The organism is Streptomyces sp. NPDC019890, from assembly GCF_044903445.1.
GTDB lineage: Bacteria > Actinomycetota > Actinomycetes > Streptomycetales > Streptomycetaceae > Streptomyces.
The window spans coordinates 431,557-451,012 of record NZ_JBJDQK010000004.1; the positions used below are offsets into that span (position 1 = coordinate 431,557).

Genomic DNA, 19,456 nt, shown 5'->3' on the forward strand with positions numbered 1-19,456 from the left:
CGGGAGCGTGCCGCAGCCGCGGAACCGGACGGCGGGTGTCGCACCCACGTCGTAGGCTGGAGACCCCCGGCCCGTTCGACGTGTCGGGCGGTTCGCGTTGCCCACTCCACGCCCCAGTATCGCCACGCCCCAGCCTCGCCCCCGGATGGAAGCCCTTCATGAGCCTGCACGGTCTGCTCGATGCCGTCGTACGTGACCCGTCGCTCGCCGAAGCGGTGAAGGCGGCGAGCGACGGTCACCGTATGCATGTCGATCTGGTCGGCCCGCCCGCCGCGCGCCCCTTCGCGGTGGCCGCGCTCGCCCGCGAGACCGGCCGGCCGGTGCTGGCCGTCACGGCGACCGGGCGGGAGGCCGAGGATCTCGCGGCCGCGCTGCGTTCGCTGCTGCCCGAGGAGGGCATCGCCGAGTACCCCTCCTGGGAGACCCTGCCGCACGAGCGGCTCTCGCCCCGCTCCGACACCGTGGGCCGCCGGCTGGCCGTGCTGCGCCGGCTGACCCACCCGTCGAAGGACGACCCGAGCGCCGGACCGGTCTCGGTGGTCGTCGCGCCGATCCGTTCCGTACTGCAGCCGCAGGTCAAGGGGCTTGGGGAGCTGGAGCCCGTGGCGCTGCGCACCGGGCAGCAGGCCGATCTGAACGAGGTCGTGGACGGCCTCGCGGCCGCCGCGTACTCCCGGGTCGAACTGGTCGAGAAGCGCGGCGAGTTCGCCGTACGCGGCGGCATCCTCGATGTCTTCCCGCCGACCGAGGAGCACCCCCTTCGGGTGGAGTTCTGGGGCGACGACGTCGAGGAGATCCGCTATTTCAAGGTCGCGGACCAGCGGTCGCTGGAGGTCGCCGAGCACGGTCTGTGGGCGCCGCCCTGCCGCGAGCTGCTGCTGACCGACGATGTACGGCAGAGGGCCGCGGCCCTCGCCGAAGCGCACCCCGAGCTGGGCGAGCTGCTCGGCAAGATCGCCGAGGGCATCGCGGTCGAGGGCATGGAATCCCTGGCACCCGTCCTCGTCGATGACATGGAGCTGCTGCTCGACGTGCTGCCCGAGGGCTCCATGGCCGTGGTCTGCGACCCGGAGCGGGTACGCACCCGGGCGGCGGACCTGGTGGCCACCAGCCAGGAGTTCCTCCAGGCGTCCTGGGCAGCGACCGCCGGCGGAGGCGCGGCCCCGATCGACGTCGGCGCGGCCTCGCTGTGGGGGATCGCCGACGTCCGGGACCGGGCGCGCGAGCTCGGCATGATGTGGTGGTCCGTGTCCCCCTTCGCCGCGGACGAGGAGCTTGCCGACGACACCGTCAAGCTGGGGATGCACGCCCCGGAGGTGTACCGCGGCGACACGGCCCGCGCGCTCGCCGACACCAAGGGCTGGCTGGCGGACGGCTGGCGCACGGTGTTCGTGACGGAGGCGCACGGCCCCGCGGCCCGTACCGTCGAGGTGCTGGGCGGCGAAGGCATCCCCGCCCGCCTGACTGCGTTTGATTCAAGGACGGGGGAGCTCGGCGAGATCTCGCCGTCCGTCGTCCATGTCGCGTGCGGCTCCATCGACTACGGCTTCGTGGACCCGGCGCTCAAGCTGGCCGTGCTCACGGAGACGGACCTCTCCGGCCAGAAGGCGGCCGGCAAGGACGGCCAGCGGATGCCCACCCGGCGCCGCAAGACGATCGACCCGCTCACCCTTGAATCGGGCGACTACATCGTGCACGAGCAGCACGGTGTGGGCCGCTACATCGAGATGGTGCAGCGCACCGTCCAGGGCGCCACGCGGGAATACCTGCTGGTGGAGTACGCGCCGGCGAAGCGCGGCCAGCCCGGCGACCGGCTGTACATCCCCACGGACCAGCTGGAGCAGGTCACCAAGTACGTCGGCGGCGAGGCCCCGACGCTGCACCGGCTCGGCGGCGCGGACTGGACGAAGACGAAGGCGCGCGCCAAGAAGGCCGTGAAGGAGATCGCGGCCGACCTCATCAAGCTGTACTCCGCCCGGATGGCGGCGCCCGGCCACGCCTTCGGCGCGGACACCCCCTGGCAGCGGGAGCTGGAGGACGCCTTCCCGTACGTGGAGACCCCCGACCAGCTGAGCACCATCGCCGAGGTCAAGGAGGACATGGAGAAGACGGTCCCGATGGACCGCCTGGTCTGCGGCGACGTCGGTTACGGAAAGACGGAGATCGCGGTACGGGCCGCGTTCAAGGCCGTCCAGGACGGCAAGCAGGTCGCGGTCCTGGTCCCGACGACCCTTCTCGTGCAGCAGCACTTCGGCACCTTCTCCGAGCGCTACTCCCAATTCCCGGTGAACGTACGGGCGTTGTCCCGCTTCCAGTCGGACGCGGAGGCGAAGGCGACCCTTGAGGGGCTGCGGGACGGCGCGGTCGACATCGTGATCGGCACGCACCGCCTCTTCTCCGCCGAGACCACGTTCAAGGACCTGGGCCTGGTGATCGTCGACGAGGAGCAGCGCTTCGGCGTCGAGCACAAGGAGCAGCTGAAGAAGCTCCGCGCGAATGTCGACGTACTGACGATGTCCGCGACACCGATCCCCCGTACGTTGGAGATGGCGGTCACCGGCATCCGCGAGATGTCCACGATCACCACCCCGCCGGAGGAGCGGCACCCCGTTCTCACCTTCGTCGGCCCGTACGAGGAGAAGCAGCTCGGCGCGGCGATCCGCCGTGAACTGCTGCGTGAGGGCCAGGTCTTCTACATCCACAACCGTGTGGAGTCGATCGACCGGGCCGCGGCCCGGCTTCGCGACATCGTGCCCGAGGCCCGCATCGCGACCGCCCACGGCCAGATGCCCGAGTCGGCGCTCGAACAGGTCGTGGTGGACTTCTGGGAGAAGAAGTTCGACGTGCTCGTCTCGACGACGATCGTCGAGTCCGGCATCGACATCTCCAACGCGAACACCCTGATCGTGGAGCGCGGCGACAACTTCGGTCTCTCGCAGCTGCACCAGCTGCGCGGCCGCGTCGGCCGTGGCCGCGAGCGCGGTTACGCCTACTTCCTCTACCCGCCGGAGAAGCCCCTCACCGAGACCGCCCACGAGCGTCTCGCGACGATCGCCCAGCACACCGAGATGGGCGCGGGCATGTATGTCGCGATGAAGGACCTGGAGATCCGCGGCGCGGGCAACCTCCTGGGCGGCGAACAGTCCGGCCATATCGCGGGCGTCGGCTTCGACCTGTACATCCGCATGGTGGGTGAGGCGGTCGCCGACTACCGCGCAGCGGTCGAGGGCGGCGTGGAGGAGGAGCCCCCGCTCGAGGTCAAGATCGAGCTCCCGGTCGACGCGCATGTCCCGCACGACTACGCACCGGGCGAGCGGCTGCGCCTGCAGGCCTACCGCGCGATCGCCTCGGCGAACAGCGAGGAGGACATCAAGGCGGTCCGCGAAGAACTCTCCGACCGCTACGGCAAGCTCCCCGAGCCCGTCGAGAACCTGCTGCTGGTGGCGGGCCTGCGAATGCTGGCCCGCGCCTGCGGAGTGAGCGAGATCGTGCTCCAGGGGCCGAACATCCGCTTCGCGCCGGTGGAGTTGAGGGAGTCGCAGGAGCTGCGGCTGAAGCGCCTGTATCCGCGTACGGTGATCAAGCCGGCGGTGCGCCAGGTCCTGGTGCCGCGCCCGACGGCGGGGAAGATCGGCGGGAAGCCGGTGGTGGGGCGTGAACTGCTGGCGTGGACGGGGGAGTTCCTGACCACGATCCTGGGGTCGTAGAGCTTCGCCGGGCGGCTTGCCCGGCTCCCGGTTCAAAGACCTTGCCGTCGAGGTGAGTTCGCGTCAGCTCTTTGCCGTACGCCTCGACCAGGATCAGGCTGATCCGGTCACCGTGGAGGCGTAATTCACGGCGAATCGGGTTCGGCCGTGTGCTCCGTTACGCCACGATTGCGCACAGGTCGGGCACATCGGGGACTCCCGGGCATCGGCCGCGCAATGGCCTGCACCACGAGGGGGAGCCGTGACGCTCGCGTCCTTCAACACCCATGACATTCTCCATCCCCTTGATCTCGCCGCCCGTCAGCAACTGGAGAAGATCCCGGGGCTCCAGACCGCGGCGAAGAAGTACCGCAGCATGATCGCGGACCGCCGCGACCGTGCCCGGCTGCTCTCCAACGCGATCCGGCTGGGCCCTCACCAGGTTCCGGACGTCTACAACCTGCTGCCGCCGATATGTACGGCCTTCGGCATCGAGGAGCCCGAGCTCTTTCTGATGCCCGGACCGGCCAACGCGCTGACGACGGGGCACTCCAGAACCTGTGTCGTGATCCACAACGAGCTGTTCCTCGACCTTCCCGAGGACGAGATCCAGGCGGTGCTGGCGCACGAGTGCGGCCATATCCTGGCCGAGCACGTGCTCTACCGGCAGATGGCGCTGGCGGTGTTCGGCGGCATGGGAGCCCTGAGCGGCAAGGCCGGGATGGTGGCCGCTCTGCTCTCGGAACCCCTGAAGGTGGCGCTGCTGGACTGGTACCGCAAGAGCGAGCTCACCGCCGACCGGGCCGCGGTGGCGTTCATGGGCGGCCCCGAGGAGCTCCAGCGGGCTCTCTTCCACCTCCACGGGATACCCAAGTGGCTGCCGAAGGAGCAGATCAGCTACGCGGCGTTCGCGGCGCAGGCCGACGAGTTCGACGCGGCGATGAGTGAGACGAAGCTGGACCGCTTCCTCCTGCGCCAGTTGGACAACGAGGCGACCCACCCGAACCCGGCGCTGCGGCTGCGGGAGATTCAGCGTTGGGCGGAGTCGGAAACGTTCCGGCAGGTCATGGCGATCGCGAAGGCCCCCGGCACTGCCGGGATCGGCGGGACCGATCCGGAGCCGTGCGGCGGGTGCGGTCGCCCGGTCAGGGCCGACTGGCTGTACTGCCAGGGCTGCGGAAAGGATCTCAAGGCGACTGCGGGGGCAAACTCATGAGCGCGTTCAGCAGCGAGAAGCTCATCACCGTCACGATTCCCGACCTCGCGCCCGTGACCGCCGATCTCGTCACCCACTTCCAGGAACGGGGCTACGAGAGCGTCAGCATCGCGGGTCCGGACGGCGGACATGAAGTCAGTATCACCAAGGGGGGCACCTTCAAGAAGGTGGTCGGCCTACGGACCGCGCTCAAGATCGAGATCCTGCCGCAACCGACGGGAACGCTGATCCGGGCGGGGGTCGGGATCTTCGGCAAGCAAGCGCTGCCGTTCGCGATCGCCATGCTGGTCACCTGGCCCGTACTGCTGACCCAGATCTGGGGGCTCATCAACCAGGCCGGGCTGGACGACGAGGCGATCAAGGTGGCCGAGCTGAGCCTGAACCGCCTCTCCCGACTCGCGGGCCAGCCGGATTTTGCCGGTGCGCCGGCACTGAACGGGGCGCGGAGTTTCTGCCACAAGTGCGGCCACGCACAGTCCGGCGATGCCGACTTCTGCACGAAGTGCGGCACCCGGAGTACGGATCACAAGGCGGCCACATAACGGGAGACCGTGGCCACCGCGTTCTCCACCACGCCCCGTAATGTCGCCACCGGATCCAGCACTCCCGCGGCACGCAGATCGGTCACCGAGCCGCTGTCGTACTCGAACCCGGCAGACGCATCGGCCGACGTGGCGTCGAGCAGGGCCATCACCTTGTCGGCATCCTGCCCCGCATTGCGGACGAGCTGCCGCAGCGGGGCGGCCAGCGCGGTGCGGAACAGACCGGCATCCGCTCCGAGTGGACGCCCGGCGCGGTACAGTCCGGTCCCGCCTCCGGGCAGCACACCGGAGCGGGTCGCCGAGCGGGCCACGGCGAGCGCCCGTACGGCTGCGGCGTGTGCCGCTTCCCCCGCCGGACCTGCGTGAACCTGGACCCGCCCGCTGTCGCGTGGTGCGGCCCCGGGTAGCCCGGTGACCGTGGTGGAGGACGGGGTGACCAGCGCCCGGCCGGCCCGGCCCAGCGGCCGGCCGGCCAGCAGGCCGTGACCGGTCCGGGTGCACAATGCATCCCAGTCGGTGGCGGTGCCCGTGGGGCGCACCACGACCACCGTCCCTGCGAACAGACTGTGCAGGGAGCTCATGGCGAAGGAGTCGATACGCGGCGCGATGATCAGCAGCGGTCCCGGCTCCCGCCAGCCGATCCGCTGCAACTCCTCGACCGGGATGTCCCCTCCCGGTGCGACCAGAACGTACGGCTCATGGAGCGTCACGGGACGGGCGGAGGAGTTCGGGGCCAGGACCGACGTGTCCAGGGTGAGCCGGCTGACGAAGGACAGCCCCGGCTCGGGGTCGGCGGCAGCCCGGGTGCCGGTGGCGATCTCGACCTGGTTCGCCCCCACGCGTGCGACTGCCGACATGACCAGCGTTCGTGCCGGGACGTCCCCGAGGGCTGTCGCCACGGCTCCGCCCAGTTCTTCCACGGAGAGCGTTTCCGGGTCCCGGTCCGGGTCCGGCGCGGTCAGCCGGCGCAGGACTGCGGCGGCATCCTCCTCGGCGCGGTCGGCGATCTCCTCCCACCGGGCGCCCGCCCGTACCGCCTCATGGATCCCGGAGAGCAGTTCGCTGACGACGATCGCGGCGGTCGCGGCCCCGTCACCGTAGTCCCGGCGCATCGCCGTCATCACGTCACGGACCAGTTCCATCCCCGGCAGCCAGCGGCGGTCGGCCGTGTCGATCGCCGCCTCGAGCTCAGTGAGGCAATCCGGCCCTGCGGGGCCGAATACGGGCCGCAGCGCGCTCACGCCGACATGGATCCCCACGACGAGGTCCGAGGCGTCCGTCCCTGCTCCCGCGGCGGGGCGTCGACGCTGCGTGAACCATCGGAGCACGCCCGACCATGGATTTCGCATGAGCTGCAGCTCCCGAATCCTGTTTTCGTGGCCCTGCGTCGGTTGCGGCCAGCCATGACTGGCCATGATCTTCTGGGTGTAGTCAAAGAGGTCGCCGGGGGTGAGAAACGGTCTTCCGCTGGGGACACCGCTGCCGATGACCTCCAGCAGCCCGCCCGTGAACGCGGTGTGCCGATTGCCCTCGGGGGCCATGCCCAGCACCGTGGCTCCTGTGGCGGACAGGACATACGTCCCCTCGATCTCCAACTGCCCCACGACGACCGAGGACGGATCCGCCATGATGCCGGTCGCCCGCCCGCTGAAGCAGCAGTCCAGGATGAGCAGCAGTCTTCTGGCCCGGCAGCGCCGGAGGATGTCCCGGACGTCCGGGTATCTCAACCCGGTGAGATGCGGTAACCGGGAGGTTGTCCTGCCAGTGGCCAGGACCAGTTCACCGGTTGTCGGTTCGACCAGTCCGTGCCCGGAGAAGTAGACGAGCAGGGTGTCGAGCGGCTCCTCCGCGACCTGGGCCAGCACGGTGCTGACATCGGCGGAGTCTCTTCGGTCGGGCAGTACGACGCAGTGTTCCTGCGGCAGTCCCCACTTCTCCGGGTCACGGAGAGCCGCGGCGAGATCCGTGACGTTGTTGACGACAGCGGGCAGCGGAGGCAGCTCCTCGTACGTGCTGTTGCCGATCAGAACCGCCTTGGAAAGCAGCGGATCAGCGGGATCGGTCATGACGCCCCGTCAGCGGGCGCACCGTCGTCACGATCACTGTCAGGGGACGAACCGCTGTCGGTGGCGGGGCGTTGCTCCAGGAGCTGCGTGATCAGGGCGGCAGGGTCCCTGACGTTCCCGGCCTCCACCTCAAGGCTTCCCTGCGGACCCTCGATCCGTACCTTGACCTGCGTCACACGGCTTTGCAGCCACACCGAGACAGAGTTCGCCATCACCGCCCCGGCGCCTCCCGCACCCAATGACGCCAGCAGAATCTCGCTGACCGCTCCCATCTCGCCCGGCCGGGGAGCGGGCGCGGGGCGCGTGATACGAGCCTGCCGCAGACCAGGCTCCTGAAGCAGCCACTGCTCCAAGGAGCGAAGGTCCGCTTCGCCCTGTTCGGAGTCAACTGTGATGCTGATATCCACCTTTGTACTGTGACACAGGCGGTGGCCGCACCGAGGCGGGTCGCCGAGATTGAGCGGACGGGGGCGGCCGGTCAGCTCGGCGGGGCCTTGAAGGTCAGGCCGGTCAGCGCGCGGAACACCTCCTCCGGATCGCGGTCGCCCACCGGCCCCTCCAGGTTGTGACTCAGCAGCAGCGTCGCGAAGCCGTGGGCGATGGACCAGGCCGCGATGCCCATCAGGCCGGCGTCCTCGGCGGGGATGCGGTCCGCGACCGACGCGCGGAGTTGCTCCGCGGCCCGGGCCTTGGCTGCCAGGAGTTCCGGATCGTCGGGGCGGTACAGGTCCGGCTGGAACATCACCTGGAAGTGCGCGGGGTGCTCGACCGCGAAACGGACGTAGTGCACGCCTCGTTCGCGAAGGTCGGGCGCGCCCGCGAGGGAGGCGGCCAGAAGGTCGTAGCCCTCCGTCGCGATCGCTGTGAGCAGGCCGGCCCGGTCCTTGAAGTGGTGTGCGGGGGCCGCGTGCGAGACGCCCGCCCGGCGGGCAAGGTCGCGCAGGCTCAGGGCGGACGGGCCTTCGGTGGTGATGACGTCGAGCGCGGCGGTCAGGACGGCCTGCCGCAGATCGCCGTGGTGGTAGGTGCGCTGGCTCATGAGTTCAGGCTACGCGGAATCTAGGCATTGACAAGTTCGGCACGGGAGAGCAATCTAGTCGGTGTCAAGATGACGACGGGTTGAGGAGAAGGACATGTCGGAGCAGCTTGAGCTGGGCAAGGTCCGCCAGATGTGGCATCTGCTGGAGCCCCTGCATGCCGTGCTCTACTACGCGCCGGAGGCCTTCGAGGAGGCCGCCGCCCTCGGCTACAAGACCGATGAGCGCTGGCCGAGTTACTTCGCCTGGCGTGCCGCGCCGCTCGGCGCGGCCGGGGCGGCGCGAGTGACCTCGGCGTTCTACAGCTTCAGCCCGCGAATGGTGGAGCGGTACGTCCCCGCCGCCTGGGGCATCGCCTCGCCCGGCGACGTACTCGACGCACGGCTGCGGGCCGTCGACCGCACCTACCGGAAGGTGTTCGGGGACCGGGTGGACGCACCCGAGACCGCAGAGGCGGCCGCGCTTGTGCGTCGTGCGGCCGAGGCCGCGAACCTGGCCGGGCGGCCGCTGGCCGCCGGCAACGCCGAGCTCGCCTGGCCCGACGAGCCGCATCTGGTGCTCTGGCAGGCCGCGACGATCCTGCGCGAGCACCGCGGCGACGGTCATCTCGCCGCGCTGCTGACCGCGGGGCTCGACCCCGTCGAGTCGCTCGTCTCCTTCGCGGCCATCGGCGCGGCCTCGGTGGAGAGGTTCGCCAGCCGCGGCTGGAGCGATCAGGAGTGGCGTGCGGCGCGCGAACGGCTCGTCGCGCGCGGCCTGTTGGACGCGGACGGCACGGCCACAGGGGCCGGGCGCGAGCTGCGGGCCGAGGTCGAGCGGCGGACGGACGAACTGGCCGCCGCGCCGTGGGCGGCGCTCGGCGCCGCGGGCCGGGAGCGGCTGACGGAGCTGCTCGGGACGCTGTGGGTCGAGGTGCTGAGCGCCGGTGTGCTGCCCGCCGAGACGACCCTCGGCATCGGCAAGGTGTGAGGCCCGGGCAGGCGAAACGCCTGCGAACGCCACACCGCCCGCGGGGGCCGGCTCGGCTCCGCGGGCGGTGCGTGTGCGTATGTATCTGATGCGTCCGTCTGCTGATGTCGCCTCCGGTGGGGTGGAGGCCTCTGCTCGGGCCTGTGCGTTTTCGACGCTACGCCCGCCCTGCGCATCCCGCGCGCCGGACAACGGACTTGGGCTCAGTAAGGTACGACGGTGGACAGACTCGGGGTACGAATATCGCGTGCGCTCTCGGCCGCGCTGGTCGCCGCCGTCGTGCTCACCGGCTGCGACGGAGCCGGACTCGACGGAAACGGACTCGGCGGAAGCGGAGTCCCGGACAGCTCCAAGCCCGGTGACCCCGCCACCACCGGCACCTCCCCGTTGGCCAACCCCGACGGTACGAAGCCCGGCCTCGGGGCCCTCACCTCCGAGCGGGACCGCGCCGCCGCCCGCCGGCTGATCGAGAAGGTGGCCACCAAGGGGCGTGGTCCCAAGACCGGTTACGCCCGCGACCGCTTCGGCCACGCCTGGATGGACACCGCCGACGGTGTGCCGCTGGCCCGCAACGGCTGTGACACGAGGAACGATCTGCTCGCCCGCGACGGCCGGCAGCTGCGTTACCGCTCAGGATCGGACTGTGTCGTCATCGCGATGACGCTCGACGACCCGTACACCGGCACGGTCATCGACTGGAAGAAGCAGAAGGCGTCGGCGGTTCAGATCGACCATGTCGTGCCGCTCTCCTACGGCTGGCAGATGGGCGCCGCCCGCTGGGACAGGGCGAAGCGGCAGCAGCTCGCCAACGATCCGCTGAATCTGCTGCCCGTCCAGGGCTCCGCCAACAGCTCGAAGAGCGACTCAGGTCCGGCGTCCTGGCTGCCGCCCAACAAGCGGATCCGCTGCTCGTACGCGGTACGGATCTCGCAGGTGGCGCTCAAGTACGGCCTGCCGGTGACGGCGGCGGACAAGAAGGCGATGCTCACGCAGTGCGGCGGCTGAACCAGGCCGTGCCGGGGGAACGAGCCGTGCCGGGGAAAGAACCCGTGCCGGGGGAACGAGAAGAGGCCGCCCCGGAGGCGGCCTCTGCGCCCGAGGGGCGGCGGGGGGTCAGAGCGTCAGCTCCCACTGGGAGGCGTCGTACGAGATGCCGGGGCTGATCTCGACCGTGAGGATCTTGGCGTCCGCCGGGGCGTCGAAGGCGAACTTCACCGTGGCCTTCTTTCCGGGCAGGATCTTGCCGTTGAAGCCGTCGCCGACCCCTTCGTCGAAGATCTGCTCGGCCTTGACGCCGTCCTTGCCGGCGCGCGCCTCGGCGGTCGCCAGGGTGGCGTCGAACTTCTCCTTGCCGGCGTTCTCGATGACGACGGTCACCACGTAGGCCTTGTGGCCCTTGGTGTGCCCGACGGCGAAATCGTTGGGGGTGAAGTCCTTGGGCGCGGAGACGGTGACCTGAAGGTCGTCGTCGTAGATGGACGTGTCGCCCGCCGCGAGGGTTTCGGCCGGGTCGGCCTTGTCGTCGCTCTTGGGCTTCTCGGCCGTCTCGGCCTTGCCCTTGCCACCCTTTGCGGCGGCCGGCGCCTTCGACGCCGTGGTGCCCGAGGTGGCCTTGTTGATCTCGTCCACCGCGTCGCCCACGGCCTTGAAGGTGATGACCGCGCCGACGATCGAGAGGATCAGCGCGACCAGCCCGAGGATCGCGCCGGTCGTGGTCACACCCTTGTTGGCGGCCTCACCGCGCTTGACGCGGCCGCGGCCCACCAGGCCCAGGATCAGGGCGATCAGGCCGAGGATGCCGGCCAGCCAGAAGAAGAAGGGGATCAGCCCGGAGATGGTGCCGATGATCCCGAGCACCAGAGCGGCCGTGCCGAGCCCGCCCCGCAGCTGCTGAGGGGCCGGCGCGTAGGGGGCCGCGCCGGGCGGCTGCTGCGGGTCGTACTGGGGCTGCTGCGTGGAGTGGGACATGGGTGCCCTCCCGGACGTGGAGTGTGGTCGGGACCGTGTCATGAGCCCCGTTCAGCGCGCCGCTGCGGCGACGGGTTAATAAGAGCAGAGCCTGTGAACCGAGTCAACGTGCGTCACGGAATTGTGATTTGCTCACACTGTGAAGGGGTTTCTCTTGTGTGCGCGGCTATGCTCGGCCGCACAACAGGCAAGTGCAGATCAGCGCTTACGCGAGGGAGCCAGCCAGGTGCCGGAGAAATCGAGCGAGGTGACCGCGGCCGGAATCGCCCGGCTTGCGGGAGTCGGACGCGCCGCGGTCAGCAACTGGCGGCGCCGTCACGCCGACTTCCCGAAGCCGGTCGGCGGCACGGAGACGAGCCCGTCGTTCGCACTCGCCGAGGTCGAGCAGTGGCTCCGTGACCAGGGCAAACTCGCCGAAGTCCCGCTCCGTGAAAGGGTTTGGCAACAGCTGTCAGGTCATCTCGCGGGCCCCGTACCGGCGTTGGTACAGGCGGGCTGCACGCTGCTGCTCGTGAGGGACCGTCACCCGGCCTGGCTGGAGCTGGCGGCGGTCTCGGACGAGCGCCTGGCGAAGCTGCTGCCCGGCGCGCTGGAGCAGGTGCTCACGGCGCGCTTCGAAGAGGATGCGGTCGCGCTCTTCACGGAAGTGTTCACAGCGCACGCGAGCTCGGTGACGCGCCCGGAACTGTTCACCGAGGCGACGGGCTCGGAGTCGGCAGCGTCCGTCCCCTTCCTGCGTGGTGTCGCCGAGCTGGCCGCCGAACTCGGCGCACGCCAGGCCTTCGAGTTTCTGCTGGGGCGCTACCTCGATGCCAACCCGCGGCAGTACACCCTCACTCCGCCCGGGCCCGCCGCGCTCATGGCCGCGCTCGCCGGGGCCGGCGCCCGCGTCGTGCTCGATCCTGCTGCCGGGACCGGGACACTGCTACGAGCCGTCGAGCGGCCCGCCGAGCTGTATGCGCAGGACGCCGACCCCGACCTCGCCGCGCTCACCGGACTGCGGCTCGCCCTGCACTGCGACGCCACCGTGCGCGCCCGCTCTGGCGACACCCTGCGCGGCGACGCGTTCCCGAAGCCCGCTTTCGACGCCGTGCTCTGCCACCCGCCGTTCAACGAACGCAACTGGGGTCACGACGAACTCGCCTACGACCCCCGCTGGGAGTACGGCTTCCCGGCCCGCACCGAGTCCGAACTGGCCTGGGTCCAGCACGCGCTCGCCCGGCTGCGCCCCGGCGGTGCCGCCGTCCTGCTGATGCCGCCCGCCGCCGCGTCCCGCCGTTCCGGCCGCCGGATCCGCGCCGGGCTGCTGCGCCGCGGTGCGCTGCGTGCCGTCGTCGCCCTGCCCGCCGGCGCCGCGCCCCCGTACGGCATCCCTCTGCACATCTGGGTGCTGCGCAAGCCCGATCCGGGCCGGCCGGCCCCGCCCGAGCTGCTGTTCGTCGACACCACGGAGCACGCAGGGGCGGGCGGCGGCCGCGACAAGCTGGACTGGCAGGCCGTTCACAGCGCCGTACTCGACGCCTGGCAGCCCTTCGAGAATCACGGCACGGCCCAGGAGCAGCCGGGCGTCAGCCGCTCGGTTCCCGTCATCGAACTCCTCGACGACGACGTGGACCTGGCCCCCGCCCGGCACCTGCCGCCCCCCGCCGCGGGCGGCGGCGCGGCCGAGCTGCTGCGGGTGCGGGACCGGCTCGCCGACACCCTCCGGCTGACCGGAGAGCTCACCCCCGCGCCCGCCGCCCACGCGGAGCCCGCGCCCTGGCCCGCCACCACCGTCGGCGAACTGGCCCGCGCGGGCGCGCTGGTGCTCAGCGCCGGCGGCACGGGCAGCACGAGCGGCACCGGCAGCACGCGCAGTACGAACGCCGAGCCCGTGCCCGTACTCACCGAGCAGGACGTGCTCTCCGGCACCGCGCCCTCGGGCACGCTCCCCGAAGGCCCCGACGAGGAGCCCGTACGCGTCGAGGAGGGCGATGTCGTTGTGCCCGTGCTCGGCGGCGGATCCGTCGTACGCGTCGTCGACGAGGCCACCGCAGGAGCGGCCCTGGGCCGAAACCTCCAGCTACTGCACCCAGATCAGGCCGCGCTCGACTCCTGGTTCCTGGCCGGCTTCCTGCGCGGCACCGCCAACAACCGGCAGGCCAGCAGCTACGCCTCCACCGCGACCCGGCTCGATGTGCGCCGGCTCCAGCTGCCCCGGCTGCCGCTCGCGGACCAGCAGCGCTACGGCGAACGTTTCCGGGCGCTCGCCGAGTTCGAGGACGCGCTCAGGCAGGCCGGGCGGCTCGGCGAGCAGCTCGTCCAGGGGCTGTACGACGGGCTGACGGACGGCACGGTCACACCGGAGTGAGAGCCGGAGCGTGACGCATCGGACAACGGGTCGGTACAACCCGGGACCCCTTGTCCGTGTCGGTGTATACGCTCATCCTCTATCTGCCTCGTCCCCAGGCCTTCAGGAGCAGTAATGCACGGCCACGGCTATGCGCCGCCGCAGCCCAAGCGACCGCCCACCGCACTGCTCGTCGCCATGCGCGTGCTCTTCGTGGCGCTCGCGCTGCTCAGCTTCGGCATGCTCGCCTGGGGCACGATGCTCCGAATAGCGATCATGCGCCGCCGACGGCTCGACTGGCTGCTGTTCTGGGTCAGCCTCGCCCTCGCGATCACCGCGTTCGTCGTCATCGGCGAGTTCGGTTCCGACGCCGAGACCCAGGACGCCAAGCAGGACGAGATGACCGCCCTCGACTATGTGTTCGTGCCGGTTCTGCTCGGGCTCGCCATCGGGGTGCCCATTCACTATCTGGTGGCCGACATCCGCCACTACCAGGAGCCCCGGGCGGCCTGGGGCCCGCCGCCCCCGCCGTACGCCGCGCCGAGCGCCCCCTACGGCCTGCCGCCCCGGCCGCAGCCCACCTACGGCTCTCCGCCGGTCCAGCCCCAGCCACCGGCACCGGCACCGGACAAGCCCCGTATCGACCAGGTCCGCGCCGAGCTCGACGAGCTCAGTGACTACCTCCGCAAGGAGAAGGACCGAGGGCAGGGCCGGTGAACGGACGCGTCATAGCGAACCGTTACGAGCTCTCGACCGTCATCGGCCAGGGCGGCATGGGCCAGGTCTGGACGGGATACGACGGCCGCCTCGACCGCCGCGTCGCCGTCAAGCTGCTCCGCCCCGACCGCATGGCAGCCGCCACCGCCGCCGACGAGATGCGCCGCCGGTTCGTGCGCGAGTGCCGGGTCACCGCCCAGGTCTCGCACCCCGGCCTGGTGACCGTCCACGACGCGGGCAGCGACGGGGACGACCTCTATCTCGTCATGCAGTACGTCGAGGGCGCGGACCTCGCCGACCATCTCGCCGAGCACGAGCCGTACCCCTGGACGTGGGCCGCCTCCGTCGCCGCCCAGCTGTGCGCCGTGCTCGCCGCCGTGCACGCCGTGCCGATCGTCCACCGCGACCTCAAGCCGCGGAATGTGATGGTCAAGCCGGACGGCACGGTCACCGTCCTCGACCTCGGCGTCGCCTCCGTCATCGACGTGGACACCACCCGCCTCACCCACACCGGATCACCCATCGGCAGCCCCGCCTACATGGCCCCCGAACAGGCGATGGGCGGCGCGGTCGGCCCGTACACCGATCTCTACGCACTCGGCGTGCTGATGCACGAACTGCTCAGCGGGAACGTCCCGTTCGCGGGTTCCACCGCCCTCGGCGTGCTCCACCGCCATCTCTACGAGCCGCCGCTGCCGGTCCGCCAGCTGCGCCCCGAGATACCCGAGCCGCTCGAAGCGCTCGTCCTGCGGCTGCTCGCCAAGGACCCGCAGCACCGCCCGTCCGGCGCGCAGGAAGTGTACGAGGCGCTGGTGCCGCTGCTGCCGGGCCGCGGTGCGCCCGGGCGCAGTCCCGGGGGAGGGCCGCTCGATCCCACCCGCCCCTTCCTGCGCCCTCACGCCCCCTGGCCGGACCGCGTGGCGACCCCGCCGCCGCCCGCCGCGCCCCCGGAGCCGCCCGCGCCCCGCCCGGATGTCGCGGCCGCCGTCGACGAGGCCAAGCGCCTCCTCGGCGAGGGCAGCATCACCCAGGCCGTGGACATCCTCGGCGGCATCCTCCCGGCGGCCGCCGCCGAGCACGGCGAGCACTCCCCGGTCGTGCGGATCCTGCGCAAGCAGTACGCGGCGACGCTGCTGGACGACGGGCAGTACCGGCGTGCGCTGCCCGAGCTGCGACGGCTCGCCGACGACCGGAGTGCCGAGGCGGGCCCGGCCGACTCTCAGACACTGCACTACCGCTACGACGCCGCGCAGTGCCTGGAGCAGCTGGGAGAGCCGGCCGCCGCGCTCGCGGAGTACCGGGCCGTGCTGCCGTACTACGAGGGCCGGCAGGCCGCCGACCCCGCCCGCGCCTTCGACGTGCGCCACCGCATCGGGAATCTGCTGCTCGCGGTGGGCGATCACACGGCGGCGTGGCGGCAGCTTCAGGGGCTGCTCCACGACGCGGAGCGTGCGTACGGGCCGTACCACCCGCTGCCGATCGAGCTGCGTCGTGCGCTCGACCGGCAGCGGCAGTTCAACGGCGGCGGATCACATCCGGGCGTACCCCTGCGCTGACAGCGTCTCGAACGGCAGCCGGACCGCGGTGGCCGTCCCGGTGTCGGCGTTCGACGCCCTGAGCGCGGTCAGCTCCGTGTCGCTCAACGCCCGCCGCACCAGACGGAATTCGTCCAGTGAGCCCTTGAAGTGCTCCCCGCCGTCCGGCCTGACGCCCAGCTGGATGCCCCAGACGGCGAAGCTGTCCCCGTACGTCACCGAACCGGCCGGGACCGTGGCGTCGTCCAGTACCTTCCCGTCCACCGACAGACTCAGCACGGTGCCGGAGCGCTTGAGCACGACATGGTGCCAGGCTCCGTCGCCGAAGCCCGAAGCGCTGCCGCTGTCGGCTCCGTACAGCTGGACGGTGGCGGTGTCGGTCTGCAGGAGCGCGGTGAGCCGGTCCTGGGCGGGCTGGGCGCGCAGCCACAACTGCCGTTCCGTACCGCCCATTCCGTACGACCACGCAATCACCTGGCTGCCCGTGGTGGGTCCCGCGGTGTACTTCAGCCAGGTCGCGACGGTGAAGTCACCTCCGCCCAGTGCCTCGTCGGCGCCGTAGGGCAGCTCGACGCCGTCGTCCGTGCCGTCCAGCGCCAGCCCGGAGCCGAACCGCCCGCTGCCCGCCCAGGACGACGGCAGCGCGCCGCCGCGCACATAGGCGTGGTTGCAGTGCGCCGACGAGTCGGGTGTCGCGGGCCCCGCGGCGGGCCGCGCCACCGAGTGGACCTCGGTGTTCCCGGCTTCCATGGACCACCACAGATCGGGCCGATCGGCAGGATAGCCGCCGGTCGAACCCGTCGCGGAGGCCGCCACCTTCTGCACCTCGGCCTGCGTCAGAGCCCGCCCGTAGAGCCGGAAGTCGTCGAGCTGCCCGGTGAGGATGTCGGTGCCGCCCGGCTTGGAGCCGACCCGGACGCCCTCCGGGTTCGCGGCGGCGGTCAGCGATCCCGAAAGACCGCCCGCTTCGGCCGCCGCGGCTCCGTCCACGCTCAGCCGCAGCGTGCCGCCGCTGCGGCTGAGCGCCAGCAGATGCCACTTGCCGTCTCCGTAGGCGAGGGAGGTCCCGGGGTCGGGCAGCGCGACCTGAACCGGGCCCGCCACCGTCTGGGCCCAGGCGAACAGCCGGTCCTGGGCGGGCTGGGCACGCACCCACAGGGAAGGCTCCCCCGACGCGGAGCCGTACGCCCACAGCAGCGCGGAGTTCGCACTCGACGCGGTCGCCGAGTGCGAGAACCACAGGGTGTAGGTGAAGTCGTCCGCACCGACCCCCAGCGCGGGGACGTACGGCACCTCGACGCCCGGCCGGGTGGCCGAGACGCCGATCGCGCCCTTGCCGATGCGGCCGGGGGTCTCGGTGGGCAGCCCGCCGAGCAGGCTGCCGTCGGCGCAGTGGCCGGAGACGTCGTCCTCGACGGCGACCGGGGTGAGTGCGGGCACTTCGGCCGTGTCCGCCACCTGGAAGGGCAGCCGGACGGACTGGGTTGCCGCGGCGTCCGGCGCGCTGTTGGCGGTACGCAACCCGGCGAGCTGGGCATCTGTCAGCGCCGTGCGATGGAGGCGGAATTCGTCGATCGAGCCGGTGAAGTAGTCGCCGGCGCCGGCGTCCGGCTTGGCCCCGAGCCGGATGCCGTCGACGCCCTCGGCCCGGGAGTCGGTCAGCGAGCCGGTCACACCCGTGCCGACCGCGGGCACCCCGCCGTCCACCGAGAGCCGGAACTGCCCTGCCGAGCGCACCAGCGACAGCTGGTGCCACGCGCCGTCGCCGTAGGCAACCGACGCCCCCGGGTCGGGCAGCGGAAGCGCCACCGAGCCCGAGTCGGTCTCGGCCCAGGCGAACAGCCGGTCCTGCGCGGGCTGCGCGCGCACCCACAGCTGGGGCTTGCCCGCGCCGAACCCGTACGCCCACAGCAGCGCCTGCTGCGGGCTGCTCGCGGTGGCGGAGTAGCGGAAGAAGAGGGAGTACGTGACGTCCGACGCGCCCGGATCGAGGGACGGCGTGTACGGCAGGTCGGCGAAGTCGCCGGTCCCGTCGAGGACCAGGCCCTGGCCGAACCGGCCGGCACCCAGCGTCGAACTGCCGCCCAGATAGGCGTCGTTGGCCTCCGGGCCCGCATCGGGGGTGGTGCGTCCGGCGGGCGGCGACGGCTGCGGATCCAGGGCGCCGGTGAAGGTGCCGGGCACCCCGACCGCGGTCGGGGTGAAGCGGTTGAAGTAGATGTTCGCGGCGGAGAAGTCGGCGCCGCCCTCGTAGACGAGCCCGAGCTGGCCGTCGCCGAGCTCGGCCAGGTCCGAGTAGCCCGCGCGCCTGCTGTTGATCTGACCGCCGGATGCGTCGCGCCAGGTGGTGCCCCGGTCCGTCGAGTAGCGGATGCGCATGCTCTGCCGGTCGGTGGGGTGCGAGGGCGCGGCGAGGACCAGGGTGTCGCCCGGCGTGCTGCGGTAGGTCTTCCGCAGCGCGAGCACCGAGCCCTGCACCTGCGGCGTGACAAGGCCCGGCACGAGGCGCTGCGCGGGCACGGTGGCGCCCTGGTCGGTGCTCACCGCGTGGGTGCGGTGCCCGGCGTCGGTGTTGTTGCGGGAGGTGATGTAGATGCCGCCGTCGTCGAGTTCTGCGACCGCGGGCTCGCCGGGCAGCAGTACGTCCATCTCGTACGAGTTCGCAGTCTGGCTGGTCTTCCAGTTCTCGCCGTGGTCGTCGCTGTAGATCAGGCCGACGTACTGCGTGGTGGGCGTCGGGCTCTCGTACGCCCCGACCACCAGCCGGCCCTCGGCCTCACCCTGCCTCAGCTGGATGCCGTGCGTGGGCCCGGTGCCGAACCAGCCCGTCTCGCCTCCGCTGAACCGGGGCAGCGGCGCGGGCGCCCCGAAGCCGATGCCGTCGTCGGTGCTGCGCTGCACCCACGGCAGCCGCCTGCCGCCGGGCTCGGCGGTGGCGGGCTCCGAGGTGGAGAGCAGGAAGACGTCGCCGGTGATCTCGTCGGCGACGGGCGACGGGTTGCCGCGGGTGTAGGGCGTGTCGGGGTCGCTGTCGCTGCCGGAGAGCACCACGCGGATCGGGCTCCAGGTGCGCCCGTCGTTGGTGGAGCGGCGGACAACGATGTCGATGGAGCCGCGGTCGGCACAGGACGGGGATCTGCGGCCCTCGGCGAAGGCGAGCAGGGTGCCCGCCTTGGTGCGGACGAGGGTGGGGATGCGGAAGCAGCCGTAGCCCCCGGTGCCGGAGCGGAAGAGGATCTGTTCGGTGCCGGTCAGGGCGTCGGCGGATTTCTGGGTGCCGCTGGCGGCGGCGGGCGGTGCGGTGACTAACGGGGCGGCGGTGGCCCCGAGCAGCAGGCTCAGCCCCGCGAGTGCGGTTCTGAGCCGGGTTCGTATGTGAGCCAAGGGGTTT

At 71.4% G+C, this 19,456-nt stretch carries 13 protein-coding genes; 8 read left to right on the forward strand and 5 right to left on the reverse strand.

Translation table 11 applies throughout. From position 1 onward, the window contains the following. Positions 1-158 precede the first annotated feature (158 nt). From mfd to ACI2LP_RS14325, 3 genes are all read left to right on the forward strand, one after another. A complete protein-coding gene (gene mfd, locus ACI2LP_RS14315) occupies positions 159-3,707 on the forward strand; it encodes a transcription-repair coupling factor (protein ID WP_404724821.1) in 3,549 nt (1,182 codons plus the stop codon). Positions 3,708-3,948: 241 nt separating this feature from the next. Beyond that, positions 3,949-4,902 (forward strand): M48 family metallopeptidase, encoded by a 954-nt coding sequence (locus tag ACI2LP_RS14320; RefSeq protein ID WP_404724822.1) that lies wholly within the window; start codon positions 3,949-3,951, stop codon positions 4,900-4,902. Next, entirely contained in the window at positions 4,899-5,444 is a 546-nt protein-coding gene (locus tag ACI2LP_RS14325; protein ID WP_404724823.1) for a zinc ribbon domain-containing protein, read from the forward strand. Before ACI2LP_RS14320 ends, ACI2LP_RS14325 begins: the two co-directional genes overlap by 4 nt. Here ACI2LP_RS14325 and ACI2LP_RS14330 read toward each other — a convergent pair. The 3 genes from ACI2LP_RS14330 to ACI2LP_RS14340 form a co-directional block, all read right to left on the reverse strand. After that, the gene (locus ACI2LP_RS14330) at positions 5,426-7,510 is read right to left on the reverse strand and encodes a TCP-1/cpn60 chaperonin family protein (protein WP_404724824.1); all 2,085 of its coding nucleotides are present in this window, start codon (positions 7,508-7,510) and stop codon (positions 5,426-5,428) included. The two genes, ACI2LP_RS14325 and ACI2LP_RS14330, sit on opposite strands and share 19 nt — an antisense overlap. Next, positions 7,507-7,917 (reverse strand): hypothetical protein, encoded by a 411-nt coding sequence (locus ACI2LP_RS14335; protein ID WP_404724825.1) that lies wholly within the window; start codon positions 7,915-7,917, stop codon positions 7,507-7,509. The genes ACI2LP_RS14330 and ACI2LP_RS14335 overlap by 4 nt, the downstream gene beginning before the upstream one ends. Before the next feature lie 71 nt (positions 7,918-7,988). Further along, a complete protein-coding gene (locus ACI2LP_RS14340) occupies positions 7,989-8,549 on the reverse strand; it encodes a TetR/AcrR family transcriptional regulator (protein ID WP_404724826.1) in 561 nt (186 codons plus the stop codon). A gap of 94 nt (positions 8,550-8,643) precedes the next feature. On the opposite strand from ACI2LP_RS14340, the gene ACI2LP_RS14345 reads away from it, so the two are divergent. Together ACI2LP_RS14345 and ACI2LP_RS14350 are read left to right on the forward strand one after the other, a co-directional pair. Beyond that, entirely contained in the window at positions 8,644-9,516 is an 873-nt protein-coding gene (locus tag ACI2LP_RS14345; protein ID WP_404724827.1) for a hypothetical protein, read from the forward strand. A 219-nt stretch (positions 9,517-9,735) separates the two neighbouring features. Continuing rightward, on the forward strand, positions 9,736-10,521 hold the full coding sequence (locus ACI2LP_RS14350) for an HNH endonuclease family protein (RefSeq protein ID WP_404724828.1): 786 nt from the start codon (positions 9,736-9,738) through the stop codon (positions 10,519-10,521). A 108-nt stretch (positions 10,522-10,629) separates the two neighbouring features. Here the strand turns inward: ACI2LP_RS14350 and ACI2LP_RS14355 are convergent, their stop codons facing one another. After that, entirely contained in the window at positions 10,630-11,484 is an 855-nt protein-coding gene (locus tag ACI2LP_RS14355; protein ID WP_404724829.1) for a DUF4352 domain-containing protein, read from the reverse strand. A gap of 226 nt (positions 11,485-11,710) precedes the next feature. Here ACI2LP_RS14355 and ACI2LP_RS14360 point away from each other — a divergent pair, with 226 nt between their 5' ends. The 3 genes from ACI2LP_RS14360 to ACI2LP_RS14370 all read left to right on the forward strand — a co-directional run bounded on the left by ACI2LP_RS14360 (position 11,711) and on the right by ACI2LP_RS14370 (position 16,086). Then, positions 11,711-13,834, forward strand: coding sequence for an N-6 DNA methylase (locus tag ACI2LP_RS14360; RefSeq protein WP_404724830.1), 2,124 nt, complete (start codon positions 11,711-11,713; stop codon positions 13,832-13,834). Between the two features lie 114 nt (positions 13,835-13,948). Beyond that, the gene (locus tag ACI2LP_RS14365) at positions 13,949-14,530 is read left to right on the forward strand and encodes a hypothetical protein (RefSeq protein WP_404724831.1); all 582 of its coding nucleotides are present in this window, start codon (positions 13,949-13,951) and stop codon (positions 14,528-14,530) included. Then, on the forward strand, positions 14,527-16,086 hold the full coding sequence (locus ACI2LP_RS14370; RefSeq protein ID WP_404724832.1) for a protein kinase: 1,560 nt from the start codon (positions 14,527-14,529) through the stop codon (positions 16,084-16,086). The genes ACI2LP_RS14365 and ACI2LP_RS14370 overlap by 4 nt, the downstream gene beginning before the upstream one ends. Here ACI2LP_RS14370 and ACI2LP_RS14375 read toward each other — a convergent pair. Next, positions 16,060-19,449, reverse strand: coding sequence for a LamG-like jellyroll fold domain-containing protein (locus ACI2LP_RS14375; protein ID WP_404724833.1), 3,390 nt, complete (start codon positions 19,447-19,449; stop codon positions 16,060-16,062). The genes ACI2LP_RS14370 and ACI2LP_RS14375 overlap by 27 nt on opposite strands. Between the last annotated feature and the right edge of the window lie 7 nt (positions 19,450-19,456).